Annotated in this window: 12 protein-coding genes; 6 read left to right on the plus strand and 6 right to left on the minus strand. The window is 60.6% G+C overall.

Annotation, left to right across the window (positions count from 1 at the left end):
- Positions 1-36 precede the first annotated feature (36 nt).
- Positions 37-1,320, minus strand: a complete 1,284-nt coding sequence (locus tag LJU32_21015; protein ID WKV88022.1) for an arsenic transporter — start codon at positions 1,318-1,320, stop codon at positions 37-39.
- Between the two features lie 150 nt (positions 1,321-1,470).
- The gene (locus LJU32_21020; protein ID WKV88023.1) at positions 1,471-2,028 is read right to left on the minus strand and encodes an NAD(P)H-dependent oxidoreductase; all 558 of its coding nucleotides are present in this window, start codon (positions 2,026-2,028) and stop codon (positions 1,471-1,473) included.
- A gap of 182 nt (positions 2,029-2,210) precedes the next feature.
- Between LJU32_21020 and LJU32_21025 the strand changes: the two genes are divergently transcribed.
- Positions 2,211-2,441, plus strand: a complete 231-nt coding sequence (locus tag LJU32_21025) for a hypothetical protein (GenBank protein WKV88024.1) — start codon at positions 2,211-2,213, stop codon at positions 2,439-2,441.
- Between the two features lie 85 nt (positions 2,442-2,526).
- Positions 2,527-3,420, plus strand: a complete 894-nt coding sequence (locus LJU32_21030) for a LysR family transcriptional regulator (protein ID WKV88025.1) — start codon at positions 2,527-2,529, stop codon at positions 3,418-3,420.
- On the opposite strand, the gene LJU32_21035 is transcribed toward LJU32_21030, so the two are convergent.
- From LJU32_21035 to LJU32_21050, 4 genes are all read right to left on the minus strand, one after another.
- Positions 3,386-4,000 carry a GNAT family N-acetyltransferase gene (locus tag LJU32_21035; GenBank protein WKV88026.1) on the minus strand — a complete coding sequence of 205 codons (615 nt, stop codon included), beginning with the start codon at positions 3,998-4,000 and terminating at the stop codon, positions 3,386-3,388. The two genes, LJU32_21030 and LJU32_21035, sit on opposite strands and share 35 nt — an antisense overlap.
- A gap of 298 nt (positions 4,001-4,298) precedes the next feature.
- Positions 4,299-5,057: a DNA polymerase III subunit epsilon gene (gene dnaQ, locus LJU32_21040; GenBank protein WKV88027.1), complete on the minus strand. Its 759-nt coding sequence runs from the start codon at positions 5,055-5,057 to the stop codon at positions 4,299-4,301.
- Between the two features lie 116 nt (positions 5,058-5,173).
- A complete protein-coding gene (gene rnhA, locus LJU32_21045; GenBank protein WKV88028.1) occupies positions 5,174-5,644 on the minus strand; it encodes a ribonuclease HI in 471 nt (156 codons plus the stop codon).
- Between the two features lie 90 nt (positions 5,645-5,734).
- Positions 5,735-6,493 carry a class I SAM-dependent methyltransferase gene (locus LJU32_21050; protein WKV88029.1) on the minus strand — a complete coding sequence of 253 codons (759 nt, stop codon included), beginning with the start codon at positions 6,491-6,493 and terminating at the stop codon, positions 5,735-5,737.
- A gap of 66 nt (positions 6,494-6,559) precedes the next feature.
- On the opposite strand from LJU32_21050, the gene gloB reads away from it, so the two are divergent.
- The 4 genes from gloB to LJU32_21070 all read left to right on the plus strand — a co-directional run bounded on the left by gloB (position 6,560) and on the right by LJU32_21070 (position 12,863).
- A complete protein-coding gene (gene gloB / locus LJU32_21055; GenBank protein WKV88030.1) occupies positions 6,560-7,327 on the plus strand; it encodes a hydroxyacylglutathione hydrolase in 768 nt (255 codons plus the stop codon).
- Positions 7,328-7,424: 97 nt separating this feature from the next.
- Positions 7,425-8,888 carry a transglycosylase SLT domain-containing protein gene (locus LJU32_21060; GenBank protein WKV88031.1) on the plus strand — a complete coding sequence of 488 codons (1,464 nt, stop codon included), beginning with the start codon at positions 7,425-7,427 and terminating at the stop codon, positions 8,886-8,888.
- Positions 8,889-9,192: 304 nt separating this feature from the next.
- Entirely contained in the window at positions 9,193-11,025 is a 1,833-nt protein-coding gene (locus tag LJU32_21065; protein ID WKV88032.1) for an extracellular solute-binding protein, read from the plus strand.
- On the plus strand, positions 11,022-12,863 hold the full coding sequence (locus tag LJU32_21070) for an extracellular solute-binding protein (GenBank protein ID WKV88033.1): 1,842 nt from the start codon (positions 11,022-11,024) through the stop codon (positions 12,861-12,863). The genes LJU32_21065 and LJU32_21070 overlap by 4 nt, the downstream gene beginning before the upstream one ends.
- Position 12,864 lies beyond the last annotated feature (1 nt).

The raw sequence follows: 12,864 nt of genomic DNA on the forward strand, positions 1-12,864 counted from the left end.
GGGAGCTGGCTTGCCAGCGATTGGGCCCACCCCGGTCTACAGCGAAAGCCGCACCGCCAACGCCGCCAAGGTCACCAACAACACCGGCACCGTCAGCACAATCCCGACGCGGAAGTAATAGCCCCAGCCAATGTGAATGCCCTTGCGCTCCAGCACATGCAGCCACAGCAAGGTCGCCAGACTGCCGATCGGAGTGATCTTCGGCCCCAGGTCGCTGCCGATGACGTTGGCGTAGATCATTGCTTCCTTGATGACCCCGCTGGCCTGGCTGGCATCGATCGACAACAAGCCAATCAACACCGTCGGCAAATTGTTCATGATCGACGACAGCAACGCGGTCAGTACACCGGTGCCCATGGCCGCGCCCCACACGCCGTGGCCGGCGAACGCGTCCAGCCAACCAGCGAGGTAACTGGTGAGCCCGGCGTTGCGCAGGCCGTACACCACCAGGTACATGCCCAGCGAGAAAATCACGATCTGCCACGGCGCCTCTTTCATGACCTTGCGCGTGGAGATCTTGTGGCCCCGCGCGGCAATGCCCAGCAGCAGCGCGGCGCACACTGCCGAAATTGCGCTGATCGGAATGCCCAGCGGTTCGAGGGCAAAGCAGCCTATCAAGAGGATCACCAGCACCGCCCAACCGGCATAGAACGTCGCTTTGTCGTGGATCGCGGTTTGCGGATTTTCCAATTGTTCCGGGTCGTAAGCCGCTGGAATATCGCGGCGAAAGAACCACAGCAACATGCCCAACGTCGCCGCCACGCTGACGAAATTGACCGGCACCATCACCGCGGCATAGCGATTGAAGCCAATGTGGAAGAAGTCTGCCGAAACGATGTTGACCAGGTTCGACACCACCAGCGGCAGGCTCGCCGTGTCGGCAATGAACCCGGCGCCCATGACGAATGCCAGCGTCGCCGCCGGTGAAAAGCGCAACGCCAACAGCATCGAAATCACGATCGGCGTGAGAATCAGCGCCGCGCCGTCATTGGCGAACAACGCAGACACCAGCGCACCGAGCAGCACCATGAAGGCAAACAGCTTGCGCCCACTGCCCCGCCCCCAACGCGCCACGTGCAGCGCCGCCCAATTGAAGAAGCCAGCTTCGTCGAGCAACAGGCTGATGATGATGAGCGCTACGAAGGTGCCGGTCGCGTTCCAGATGATCTGCCAGACAAGCGGGATATCCGTGAGGTGGACGACACCGAAAATCAACGCCAGCACGGCGCCCAACGTTGCACTCCAGCCGACGCCGAGGCCTTTGGGTTGCCAGATGACGAGGGTGATGGTCAGCAGGAAAATCAGTGACGCAGCGAGCATTCGCAGAAGCCTTCAACTATCGAAAATGGATTGAAGATCAAAATGTGGGAGCGAGCTTGCTCGCGAAAGCGGTAGGTCAATCAGCAATTTTGCAACGGCTGACGACGCCTTCGCGAGCAAGCTCGCTCCCACAGGTTTTTGTGTACGCGGTTATTTCTTGTGTTGCTCGACGAACTGGCCGTACGCATCGATGAATTTCTGCAGGAACGGTTTCACCGAGTCGCTCAGCTTGCCCGCTTCATCAAACGCGTTGCCTGCACCGCCCAGATACGCTTCCGGCTGTTGCAGGCAGTGAATATCGAGGAAAACGAAGGTCTGGCGCAGGTGCTGGTTAGCGCCGAAACCGCCGATGGCGCCTGGGGATACGCTGATCACCGCGCCAGGCTTGCCGCTCCACGCGCTCTGGCCATAAGGGCGCGAACCGACGTCGATGGCGTTCTTCAACGGTGCCGGGATCGAACGGTTGTACTCGGGGGTAACAAACAGCACCGCGTCGGATGACGCCACTTTCTGACGGAAAGTGCTGTAGGCTGCGGGCGGAGAATCGCCGTCGATGTCTTCGTTGTACAGCGGCAGTTCACCGATTTCGACAATCTCGAGCTTGAGATTGGCCGGTGCCAGTTCGGCGAGGGCCAGTGCAACTTTGCGATTGATCGATGCTTTACGCAGGCTACCGACCACTACGGCGACGTTGTAGACATTGCTCATGGAAGACTCTCGATGGTCCGTGGGAAGAGTCGCTAGTTATAGATGATCCAGTGACGCTTTCACCAGTGGTCATTGGTTTTTCCTGCGCGGGGAATATTTTTTCCTGCAGGAAAACTTACCAAGCTTGATGACGGTCTACAAAGCCGCAAATCAAGCGTTTTATCTCCAGAGGTTCTAAGCAGATGGCAGCAGTACTCGTCGGTCAGTTTCATGCAAGAGATGCGGAAGGCCGCGTTTATTCCGTGCATGAATTCCAGGAATCGAACCCGTCTGCAGACGGATCCACTGGCTCGGAGCCCATTTACAGACTGGCCATTGGCGATCGGGTCAATAAGGTCAGTGACAGCGAGTTTCTCCTGGTTCAATCAGGCATTACCCTGATCCGTGAACCTGAGCCAACTGTCGCTCAATAACCCGGCGTTATGAGCAGAAGTCATGCGAGCGGACTTGGGGTAGGATTCAGCGTCTGACCCCACTTGCTGAACATGGACTTCACGCATGCGTTTACGCCACATCGAAGTGATTCAGGCGCTCTTGCAGACCGGTCACCTGGGCACCGCCGCCGAATGGCTGCAATTGCCGGTGACCGAGGTCGAAGAGCGTTTGCGCGAAGCCGAGAGTCAGCTGGGATTCATGCTGTTTGCCAGCGTCCGCGGGCGCTTGCAATCGACCCCCGAAGCGCGCGCCCTGCAAGTGGAAATCGCGCACGTTTATGAGGCGCTGGAGCCAGTGCAGCGGCTGGCCAGCAGCCTCAAGCAGTACCTCGCCCCGCCCTTGCGCATCATCGGCACCCCGCCGCTGGCCCAGCAATTACTGCCACAAAGCCTTGCGACCCTGCGTCGGCGCTTGCCCGACGCACCTTGCAGCCTGCTCAGCGCGCCGACTCGCGACATCGTCCGCAGCCTGTTATTGCGCGAAAGCGATCTGGGCCTGAGCCTGCACGACCCTGAACACCCCGATATCCACTGCCAATCGCTGGCCCAGGGCAAGCTGCAATTGCTCGCTCCGCACGGCTGGCTGCAACCCAAGCAGAAATACATATCCCTGGCAGACCTGGCCGGTCAGGCCATGGTCGGTCTCGAAGGTCAGGACCCGCTCAGCCCGGCGCTGGAAAACAAGCTCCAGGCCTTGCGTCCGGCGCCAAGCATTCAGACCCGTGTGCAGACCCATCAGATGATGCGCAGCATGGTCGAGGCCGGCGAAGGTTTGGCCATCGTCGACCCCTTCACCGCGTTGGGCGCTCGCACCAGTGGGCTTGACGCCTGCCCGCTCTCACCGGCAGTGCCGATCAACCTCTACGCCCTGACCTTCAAACATGCCACGCCGTCGGCGGCAATTCAGGCACTGCTGGCCATCGTCACGGAACAAGCCGAGGCGATGTTGTCGAGCTGAGTGGTTTTTCCAGCGGATTGTCGAACAGGCGATACCAGAACAGGGCGACCTCGGCGGTGTGCGCATCAATGCCGCGATAGCGCAACTGGTCGATGCCGCCGATCACATAACCACAACGTTCATACAGACGACAGGCGCCGAGGTTGTTGTTCTGGGTTTCGAGCATGATGCCCGGCAGCTTTTTCTTGCGACTCCAGAACTGCGCGACATCGAGCAACGCCTTGGCCACGCCATGGCGACGGGCCGGGGCATGCACAGCCAGTTCATCGATGTGGGCAAAGCCGTTCCAGTTGGTGCTGATCACCAGGTGGCCGACCGGCTCGTCGTCCAGATACGCCATGAAAATCGCGCTGTCGGGCGCGTTGTGAAAGGCGCTGAACTCTTCCGGATCGATGCCATAGCACTTGCGGTACGGCACTATCGGCGTCACCGGCCACTGCTCGACCGGTTTGCCGATCGCGGCAGCACCATAGGCGGCGACCTCGAAACTGAAGTCACTGCCCCAGATATACGGCGCGAAACCTTCGTCGGCGACGCGCACCGACAACCCTGGGTATTTCGGATTCATGACCGGTTGCATACTGGGAAAAGTCCTCATTCCTTGACGCAGCCGACAGTGTCGACCTTGCTGTCGCGATGGATGATTGCCAGCGCAAATTTCAACTCTTTGTACATGGGGCTCAGTGTCCTGAGGCGGCAGATTTGCACCTGACCAGTGCACTCAGGGTAGAGGGTTGCAGCGAATGTGGCGAGAGTGGCAACTTGGCTCCATGTCGCCAAACGCAAAAAATCGCTGCCTTCCTGGTCCCTACTATGGAATGCAATCCCCGTAGGAGCCGCCGAAGGCTGCGATCTTTTGATCTTGATCTTTAGACCTTTCAGACCTGCGCATCAGCCTCGGCAATCTGCGTCCACAACGCCGGCGCCCCCGCCGATTTGGCGATGATCTCCAGCCGCACCAGATGCGCCGCCAGTTCTTCTTCGGTCGCACGGATGATGCGCGCCGGCTGGCGATCGACCGGCAGACGACGGATTTCCGTGGCTGAGTTGTCCGCGCCCTCGCCCGTACCATTGCCGTCGGAGGCGTTGCCGGCCAGCGACAGGCTGGTCTGGCCGCCGGTCATGGTCAGGTAGACGTCGGCAAGGATCTCCGAGTCGAGCAAGGCGCCGTGCAGTTCACGGCCGGAGTTGTCGACGCCGTAGCGCTTGCACAACGCATCGAGGCTGTTGCGCTGCCCCGGGTGACGTTCCCGGGCCATCATCAGGGTGTCGAGGATGGTGCAATGCTGGGTGATGTCGGCGCGATCATGCTGGCCCATCAAAGCGAATTCGTTGTTGATGAAGCCAACGTCGAACGCCGCGTTATGGATGATCAGCTGCGCGCCTTTGATGAACTCGAAGAACTCGTCGGCAACTTCGGCAAAGCGCGGCTTGCCGACCAGGAATTCGTTGGTGATGCCGTGCACACCGATCGCACCCTCGTCGCTTTCGCGATCCGGTTGCAGATAAACGTGGAAATGCCGGCCCGTCAGGCGCCGACCGATCAGTTCGACGCAACCGATTTCAATGATCCGGTGACCATCGGTCACCGGCATGCCGGTGGTTTCGGTATCGAGTACAACGGATCTGGTGGCCATCAGTGCTCAGCTCTCAACGGGTCAATCGGGCAAAGGCGCGGATGTTAACACGCTGGACTCGAACCTTGTGGAGCGAGCCTGCTCGCGAACGGCCACGCCACGATTAGAAAGCGAAATCAGCTCTGCTTGTAACCGCGAACCTCATCCACCCCACGATTGGCCAACTGGTCAGCCCGCTCGTTACCGTGATGGCCAATGTGCCCGCGCACCCACTTCCAGGTGACTTTGTGCCGATTGACCTGCTCGTCCAGCTCTTTCCACAGGTCGGCATTCTTTACCGGCTCTTTCGCGGCCGTCTTCCAGCCGCGCTTCTTCCAATTGGCCATCCACTCGTTGATGCCTTTCATCACGTACTGCGAGTCGGTCACCAGCAGCACGTCGCAGGGGCGCTTGAGTGCTTCAAGGCCGCGGATCGCGCCGAGCAGTTCCATGCGGTTGTTGGTGGTGTTGGCCTCGCCGCCCCACAGCTCCTTTTCGACGCCCTTGCACACCAGCAGCGCGCCCCATCCGCCAGGACCGGGGTTGCCCTTGCAGGCGCCGTCAGTGAACAGTTCTACGGTGTCGACGCTTTCCACGCTTTCGCTCATGCCAGTCTTTCCAGAAAAATGCCTGTCCTGCCAATCACGGATCGACAATGACCGCGGCCGGGACAAGCCCGGCCACAAATAAAAGAGGGTTTACGGTTCGATGCGGCGGCGGTTGACCTTGGCCATCGGCAGCGGAATCAGCTTGCCCATCGGCTCGCGGCGTTCCTGGCGCAATGGCCGGAGCCCCACCACGATCTTGCGCGCCACCAATAAATAGAAGCCACCGCCGGACAGCTGCCAGTCACCGGCCTTGCGTTCCCAGCCAGCCAGACGGTGCTGCCACGTGGGCGACGCGAGCGGCGGACGATAGCATCCGAAGCGGCGTTTCTCCAGCGCGAAGCCGAGCAGATTGAGCCAGTCGGCGACCCGCGACGGCGAGATGCAGCGCGCCTTGCGCAGGGCATCATTGGCGAAGAAATGCCGCAGGCCCCAAGTGCTCCAAGGATTGATGCCAATGATCAGCAAATGACCACCAGGGCGCACGCTGCTCGCCGCTTCACGCAGCAAACCGTGGGGCGACAGGCAGAAATCCAGACCGTGCTGCATCACCACCACGTCGGCGGCATGCTCGCTCAACGGCCAGGCCTGCTCTTCGCAAACGATCTCGACGCCGGGCAACGGCGCGCCAAGACGCACGTTGCGCTGCACTTGCGGCGCCGCCGGCGGGGTTTCGGCGGACGGGCCGTAATGCACCAGATAACCGCCGAAGAACCGGCCGAGCTCGTCGTCGAGCATGCGCCGCTCTTCATCCAGCAGAAATTGCCCGAGCGGCCCCGACAGCCATTCGCGGGCGGCGCTGATCAATGCCAGCCAGTCGGGATCGGCCTGAGCGAACGCTTTATCGGTCATGTCATTCTCCAACGCGCCAGGAACTACTAAGATGCGCCAATGTTTTCCGCTTGGCGAATTCCGACGATGATACAGATCAGTGCCCTGCCCGCGTTCACCGACAACTACATCTGGTTGTTACAGGATCATCAGACCCAGCGCTGCGCGGTGGTCGATCCGGGCGATGCCGCCCCGGTGCAGGCGTGGCTCGAGGCTCATCCGGGCTGGGTGCTCAGCGATATTCTGATCACCCACCATCACCATGACCACGTCGGCGGTGTCGAGCGCCTGAAAGCGGCGACCGGCGCCAAGGTCTACGGCCCGGCCAGCGAAAGCATCCCGGCGCGCGACGTAGCGCTGAAAGACAACGACAGGGTCAGCGTGCTCGGCTGGGACTTCGCAGTCTACGCGGTGCCCGGTCACACTTTGGGACATATTGCTTATTACCACCATGGCCTGCTGTTCTGCGGCGATACCCTGTTCGCCGCCGGTTGCGGCCGGCTGTTCGAAGGTACGCCCGAGCAGATGTACCACTCGCTCAGCCGGCTCGCGGCTCTGCCGGAAGATACCCTGGTCTACTGCACCCATGAATACACCTTGAGCAATCTGAAGTTTGCCGCCGCCGTCGAGCCTGGCAATCGGCATGTTGCCGCCCGTCTGGAAAAGGTCACTCAGCAACGGCAGAACGGCGTGATGACCCTGCCGTCGACGCTGGCTCTGGAAAAGCTCACCAATCCGTTTTTACGCACTTCTGAAACATTGGTTACACAAAAAGTGGACGAACGGGAAGGCGCTCAAAACCGGGCGCCGAGTGAGGTTTTTGCGGCTCTGCGGGCATGGAAAGACACGTTCTGACGACCGCGTCGGCAGGGGCAAAAATTCTCAATGGTTGACCGCAGGGGTGCGCTTTCAGAATCGCCCGACATTTTTGCCCGGAACTTACTTCCAGCCAATGTCGTCATCCATACGTAAGTCCGTCAATTCAGATGCTTTGACCCGCCTGGCGCAAGCCATCGCGGTGGCTGTGTCCGCCACGCTGGCGGGTTGCTCCAGCCACGCTCCGCAGACTGAAGCGACGCACACGCCGAACATTGCTGCGCGAGCCAAGCAGAAGCCGATCTGGCTGACCGAGAAGCCCACTCCCGTGGCGCCCCAGGACATCTGGGAACGCATGCGCCAGGGCTTTCAGTTGCAAGAAGGCCTTGGCGTCAATCCGCGCATCGAGCAACAACGCCTGTGGTTCGCCAGTAATCCCTCTTTTCTCGAGAATGCCGGCGAACGCGGCAGCCTCTACATTCATTACATCGTCGAACGCCTCGAAGAACGCAACATGCCGCTCGAACTGGCCCTGCTGCCAGTGATCGAGAGCGCCTACAACCCGATGGCGTATTCCCGCGCCGATGCGGTGGGCCTGTGGCAATTCATTCCGTCCACCGGGCGTTACTTCAATCTGCGCCAGACCCGCTTCTACGACGGTCGTCGCGACATCACCGCCTCGACCACGGCAGCGATGGATTACCTGACTCGCCTGCACGACATGTTCAACGGCGACTGGCTGCTGGCTCTGGCGGCCTACAACGCCGGTGAAGGTACGGTCAGCCGGGCGATCGAGCGCAACGAAAAGCTCGGCCTGCCTACCGACTACTGGAACCTGCCGCTGCCGGCGGAAACCCAGGCCTATGTGCCGAAACTGCTGGCACTGTCGCAAGTGGTGCTGGCGCCGGAAGCCTACGGCGTCAACCTCAACCCGATCGCCAACGAACCGTACTTCCAGGTTGTCGAAATCAACCAGCGCATGGACCTGTCCAAGGTCGCTGCGGTGGCCAACATCGATGAAGACGAACTGTTCCAGCTCAACCCGGCGTTCAAACAGCGCACCACCATCGACGGCCCGCAGCATTTGCTGGTGCCGACGTCCAAGGCACAACTGCTGACCGCGAGTCTGCAGACCATGCGCCCGGACGAGCTGATCAGCCCGCGCTCGCTGAAACCGGTGTTCGAAGGCGCCGACCCGTCGGAAGTGGCGCAGCTCAAGCGTGCCTATCGGGTCAAGCGTGGCGACAATCTCGGCTCCATCGCCAAGGCCAACAAGGTCGAAGTCAAGGATCTGCAGCGCTGGAACAAGCTGACCGGCAAGAACCTCAAGGTCGGCCAGACCCTGGTCATGCAGGACAACACCAAGCGCGCACCGGCGCGCAAGTCCGGCCGGGTCAACACCGTGGTCGCGGCGAATACCAAGACCAAAGGCAAGGACGAGAGCAAGCAGCAGACCCAGTACAAGGTCAAGCGCGGCGACACCCTGTACGTGGTGGCCAAGCGGTTCAACGTTGAGATGCAGCATCTCAAGCGTTGGAACCCGGGTGCGGGCAAGGCACTCAAGCCTGGGCAAATGCTCACGGTTTATCAGCCGCACTGATTGAAGAGCCCCTGAATTCAGGGGCTTTTTATTGCCGATTGCTTTGTGCCAGGTGGAACACTGTGGCGAGGGATTTATCCCCGCTGGGGCGCGCAGCGGCCCCGTTTTTTCTGCATCTTGAAGAAGGGGACTGCTGCGCAGTCCAGCGGGGATAAATCCCTCGCCACAGATAACCCCCACCACAGAAACAAATCAGCTCAACATCGTGTACCGATTAACCCGGCATTAACCCGCATCTTTTTCCTGTCCAGACAAGCTGTTACTGTACGGCCCACAAAGCCCAAGCCGCTGGATCGGATCTGACTTGAAGCGTGCCCTCTCCCTGCTCCTGATCAGCCTGGCCTTGAGCTCACCCGCAAGCGCGACGATTACCGAAAGTCATGGTTATGCGCAGTTCGGCACGCTCAAGTACCCGGCCAGATTTACCCACTTCGACTGGGTCAACCCGCAAGCGCCCAAGGGCGGTACGTTGCGGGTGATGGCGTTCGGCACCTTCGATACGGTCAATCCGTACACCTTCAAGGGCACCAGCCCGGTCACCACCGCCAATTTTCTTCAGTACGGCATCAACGAGCTCAACGAGCCGCTGATGGTCGGTACCGAGCAGTACTCGCCGTCCGGCGACGAGCCGGCGTCGAGTTACGGTTTGATCGCGCAATCGGTGGAGTACAGCGAAGATCGCAGCTGGGTCGTCTTCAATTTGCGCCCCGAAGCGCGCTTTCACGACGGCGCGCCGATAACCGCCTACGACGTGGCGTTCTCCTATCGAACGCTGCTCAAGGACGGTCATCCGCTGTATCGCACGGCCCTGCAGGAAGTGCTGCGGGTCGACATCCTCAACAAACAGCGCATCCGTTTCGTGCTCAAACGCTCGGGCAACCCGCTGTTGATCCTGCGCCTGGGCGAGCTGCCGGTACTGCCGCAGCATTACTGGAAAGACCGTGACTTCAAGGCCACCACCTTCGAGCCGCCGCTGGGCAGCGGGCCGTACCGCATCACGTCAGTCACGCCGGGGCGGCAGCTGATTTTCGAACGGGTCAAGGATTACTGGGGCAAGGACCTGCCGGTCAATCGCGGCAAGTACAATTTCGATCGCATGGAAGTCGAGTTCTATCGCGACAGCGATGTGGCCTTCGAAGCGTTCAAGGCCGGTGAGTTCGACATCTACATCGAGCATCAGGCGAAGAACTGGGTCAATGGTTACAACTTCCCCGCCGTACGGCGTGGCGATGTCATCAAGGCGCAGATCCCGCATCAGATCCCGACCCAGACTCAGGGCCTGTTCATGAACACCCGCCGCGCGACGTTCTCGGACGTAAAGACTCGCGAGGCGCTGGGCCTGATGTTCGACTTCGAATGGACCAACCGCGCGTTGTTCAGTGATGCGTATCAACGCACCACCAGTTACTACCCCAACAGCGAATTCACCGCCTCGGGCCTGCCGGTCGGGCATGAATGGCTGATGCTCAAGCCGTACAAGGATCAGCTCCCGGCCAGGCTGTTCACCGAGCCGTTCACCCTGCCGAAAACCGACGGCCGTGGCATTCCGCGCGAGACCATGCGCAAGGCCCTCGCCCTGCTTGCCGAAGCCGGCTGGAAACTCCACGGCCAGCGCTTGCAGAACGCTGATGGCCAACCGCTGCGCTTCGAACTGCTGCTGGTCAATCCGAGCCTGGAGCGTCTTTATCAGCCGTACATCGAGAACCTCAACAGCATCGGCATCGACGCGCGCCTGCGCACCGTCGATCGTGCGCAATACAAACAGCGCCTCGATCAATTCGATTTCGACATGATCTCGATGACCCTTGGCCAGACCTTAAGCCCGGGCCTTGAGCAGTGGCAGTATTTCCACTCCAGCCAGGTGAACGTCAAGGGCAGCAAGAATTACGCGGGCATCGCCAATCCCGTGGTCGATCACCTGCTCGAACAGTTGCTCGCCGCGCGCACCCGCGACGAGCAGGTCGCCGCCGGCAAGGCACTCGACCGCGTGCTGCTCTGGCAGCACTACAGCATTCCCAACTGGTACCTCAATTATCACCGTCTGGCCTACCGCAACCGGTTGGCCTTTGTCACCACGCCGCCCTACACCCTGGGCCTGAGCGCATGGTGGCTGAAGTCTTCGGAGAAAGATCGATGAACGCTGTTCGCACCCTGCTCGTGCAGGCCGGCGGCTTGCTGTTCGCCGGGCTGGCCTGGGCCGCCCCGCAACACGCCGTGACCCTGTACAACGAGCCGCCGAAATACCCGGCCGACTTCAAGCATTTCGACTACGTGAATCCCGATGCGCCCAAGGGCGGCGTGTTTCGTCAGGCCGGGTTCGGTGGCTTCGACAGCCTCAACCCGTTCATCAACAAAGGCGTGCCGGCCGATGACATCGGCCAGATCTACGACACCCTGACCAAACACAGCCTCGACGAGCCGTTTACCGAATACGGCCTGATCGCCAGCAAAATCGAAAAAGCCGACGACAACAGTTGGGTGCGTTTCTACCTGCGCCCCGAGGCCCGCTTTCACGACGGCCACCCGGTGCGTGCCGAAGACGTGGTGTTCAGCTTCGAGACGTTGACCAAGGAAGGCTCGCCGATGTTTCGCGGCTACTACAACGACGTCGCCGAAGCCATCGCCGAAGATCCGCTGAAAGTACTGTTCAAGTTCAAGCACAGCAACAACCGCGAACTGCCGCTGATCCTCGGCCAGTTGCCAGTCCTGCCGAAACACTGGTGGGCCAGTCGCGATTTCAACAAGGGCAATCTGGAAATCCCGCTGGGCAGCGGCCCGTACAAGGTCACCGAAGTCAAGGCCGGCCGTTCGGTACGTTACGAGCGGGTCAAGGATTACTGGGGCAAGGACTTGCCGGTCAACCGTGGCTTCTACAACTTCGACACGATGACCACCGACTATTACCGCGACAACACCGTCGCCCTCGAAGCGCTGAAGGCCGGGCAGTTCGATTATTGGCTGGAAATGACCGCGAAGAACTGGGCCAGCGCCTATAACGTTCCGGCGGTCACCGAGGGCCGTTTGATCAAGGAACTGATCCCCAACAGCAACCCGACCGGCATGCAGGGCTTCGTCTTCAACCTGCGCCGCCCGGTGTTCCAGGATGTGCGCGTGCGTCAGGCGCTGGGGCTGCTGTTCGATTTCGAATGGACCAACAAGCAGTTGTTCAACGGCGCTTACGTGCGCACTCGCAGCTACTTCGAGAACTCGGAAATGGCCGCCACCGGCCTGCCCGACGCCGAGCAACGGAAGATCCTCGAACCGTTCCGCAGCAAACTGCCGGCCCAGGTATTCAGCGAAGCCTTCGAAAATCCCAAGACCGACGCCAGCGGCATGATCCGCAACCAGCAGCGCGAGGCATATCAACTGCTGCAAGAGGCCGGCTGGAAGATTGTCGATGACAAAATGGTCGACGCCACCGGCAAACCGGTGGTGATCGAATTCCTCCTCGCCCAGACCGAATTCGAACGCGTGCTGCTGCCATTCAAGCGCAACCTCAGCGACCTCGGCATTGATCTGGTGATCCGCCGCGTTGACGTCTCGCAGTACATCAACCGCGTGCGTTCGCGGGACTTCGACATGATGGTCGGCAGCTTTCCGCAGTCCAACTCGCCGGGCAACGAGCAGCGCGAATACTGGATGAGCGCCGCCGCCGACAAACCGAGCAGCCGCAACAGCATGGGTCTGAAGGATCCGACCGTCGACCAACTGGTGGAAAGCCTGATCAACGCCGACTCGCGCAAAAGCCTGGTGGCCCACGCTCGGGCCTTGGACCGGGTGCTGCAATGGGGCTACTACGTGGTGCCGAACTGGCACATCAAGAGCTGGCGCGTGGCCTACTGGAACCACATCGGCCACCCGAAAACCTCGCCCAAGTACGACATCGGCATCAACACCTGGTGGGTCAAGCCTGACGCCAAGCCTGCCGTAGAAGTCGAAACCCAACTGCAAGCCGACCCTGCGGGCACGGAGTAAT

This window comes from Pseudomonas sp. B21_DOA (assembly GCA_030544685.1).
In the GTDB taxonomy this organism is placed as follows: Bacteria; Pseudomonadota; Gammaproteobacteria; order Pseudomonadales; family Pseudomonadaceae; genus Aquipseudomonas; species Aquipseudomonas fluorescens_AO.